This window comes from Oerskovia rustica (genome assembly GCF_014836555.1).
In the GTDB taxonomy this organism is placed as follows: Bacteria; Actinomycetota; Actinomycetes; order Actinomycetales; family Cellulomonadaceae; genus Oerskovia; species Oerskovia rustica.
The window spans coordinates 2873-4530 of sequence record NZ_JACSQQ010000039.1; the positions used below are offsets into that span (position 1 = coordinate 2873).

Below are 1658 nucleotides of genomic sequence, written 5' to 3' on the forward strand. Positions count from 1 at the left end.
GTGCTCCGTCGTCGGGCGGGTCGAGCGGTCAGGCCTGCGGGACCTGGAGGTCGTACGTCTTCTGGGCGGGCGCGGCGTCCGCGGCGGAGTCCGTGCCGCAGCCGCAGCCGCAGTTGTGGGCCTTGCGGTCGGCGGCCTGCTCGGCCGACTGCGCGGCCTGGGCGTCGAGCTGGACCTCGTAGCTCACGACCTCGTAGCCGGCCTCGTCGACGGCCTCGCGCAGCGCGGCCTCGTCGAGCGGGTCGTCCGAGAAGACGGTGACCTCGGAGGCGCCGCCGACGTTCAGGTCGACGCTGATGTTCTCCACTCCGGGGACGGCGCCCACGTCCTTGGTGACGTGCGAGACGCAGTTGCCACAGGTCATGCCGGTGACGCCGAGGGTGGTGACGGTGCTCATGGTGCTCCTTGGGAGGGGTGGGGTGTCAGCTGCGGACGAGACGGGCGATGGCGTCGGACGCCTCGCGGACCTTGGCGGCGCCCTCGGCCTCGGAGGACCGGGCGGCGTCGACGACGCAGTGGCCGAGGTGGTCCTCGACGAGTCCGATGGACACCGCCTGGAGGGCCTTGGTCACCGCGGAGACCTGGGTGAGGATGTCGATGCAGTAGACGTCCTCGTCGATCATGCGGGCGATGCCACGGACCTGGCCCTCGATGCGGCGCATGCGCTTGAGGTAGGCCTCCTTGTCGGAGGCGTACCCGTGGGGGCCGGTGTGGGCGGGGGCAGCGCCCGGCTCGACCGGGCGCTGGGTGGTCGTGTCGCTCATGCTGGGCCTCCGTGATCACTCGCTCGGATACCCCTACTGGGTACCAACCCTCAAAGGTACCCCCGCGGGGTATCGCCTTGTCAAGGGGGCGAAGGTCCCTCCGCGACGAATGCGCGGTTCGCCACGACATGCGGCCGTTTCGGGTGTTCGATGAGAGTCGAACAGCCCGCACGGACGGTGCTCCAGCGTTCCTGGCGGGACACGATCCGACGTCAGGAGCCCACCATGACCACGCAGGACCCGATCCTCACCGCCTTCTCCACCACCGCCAAGCAGGTCTGGTACTGGCCAGTGATCCGCGGCGTCGTCGCGATCCTCTTCGGCATCGTCGCGCTCGTGTGGCCCGAGATCACGGCCGTCGTCTTCATCTGGATCGTCGCGATCTTCACGCTCGTCGACGGCCTGTTCGAGATCGTCGAGGGCATCCGCCGCCGAGGCACGGGCGGCACGGCGGCCCTCGTCACGGTCGGGCTCGTGAGCGTCGCCGTCGGCATCGTGCTGCTCGTGTGGCCCGGCAAGACCGCCGAGGTCCTCGTGTGGATCATCGGTCTGTGGGCCGTGGTCCTGGGCATCTTCCAGACGATCGCCAGCGTCGAGCTCCGCAAGGTCCCGGGCAGCGGCTGGGGCTGGGGAGTCTTCGCGGGTCTGCTGTCGCTCGTCTTCGGTGCCCTGGTCCTGTTCAACGTGGGCGCGGGCGTCGTGTCGATCGTGTGGATCCTCGCGATCGTCGCCCTCGTCTGGGGCGTCGCGCTCATCGCGTTCGGCTTCCAGATCCGCAGCCTGGGCAAGAAGGTCGGTCAGATCAGCTACTGACCGCGCCGGAGCCGCCTGCCGAGCCGTTCACGACGGCACGGTCGGGCGTGAGGTGAGCGGCGCCCGCGGGGCCCGGGGGCA

3 protein-coding genes are annotated in these 1658 nt (G+C 70.1%); 1 reads left to right on the top strand and 2 read right to left on the bottom strand.

The genetic code is table 11. From position 1 onward, the window contains the following. Positions 1-28: 28 nt before the first annotated feature. The gene (locus H9652_RS16855) at positions 29-397 is read right to left on the bottom strand and encodes a heavy-metal-associated domain-containing protein (protein WP_191797546.1); all 369 of its coding nucleotides are present in this window, start codon (positions 395-397) and stop codon (positions 29-31) included. 25 nt (positions 398-422) lie between these two features. After that, a complete protein-coding gene (locus tag H9652_RS16860; RefSeq protein ID WP_030150338.1) occupies positions 423-764 on the bottom strand; it encodes a metal-sensitive transcriptional regulator in 342 nt (113 codons plus the stop codon). 225 nt (positions 765-989) lie between these two features. On the opposite strand from H9652_RS16860, the gene H9652_RS16865 reads away from it, so the two are divergent. Further along, positions 990-1577, top strand: coding sequence for an HdeD family acid-resistance protein (locus H9652_RS16865; protein ID WP_168210003.1), 588 nt, complete (start codon positions 990-992; stop codon positions 1575-1577). Positions 1578-1658: the final 81 nt, after the last annotated feature.

Bases quoted from the DNA above. Each gene is read 5' to 3' on its own strand.
- H9652_RS16855 (WP_191797546.1), bottom strand. From the start codon at position 397: ATGAGCACCGTCACCACCCTCGGCGTCACCGGCATGACCTGTGGCAAC.
- H9652_RS16860 (WP_030150338.1), bottom strand. From the start codon at position 764: ATGAGCGACACGACCACCCAGCGCCCGGTCGAGCCGGGCGCTGCCCCC.
- H9652_RS16865 (WP_168210003.1), top strand. From the start codon at position 990: ATGACCACGCAGGACCCGATCCTCACCGCCTTCTCCACCACCGCCAAG.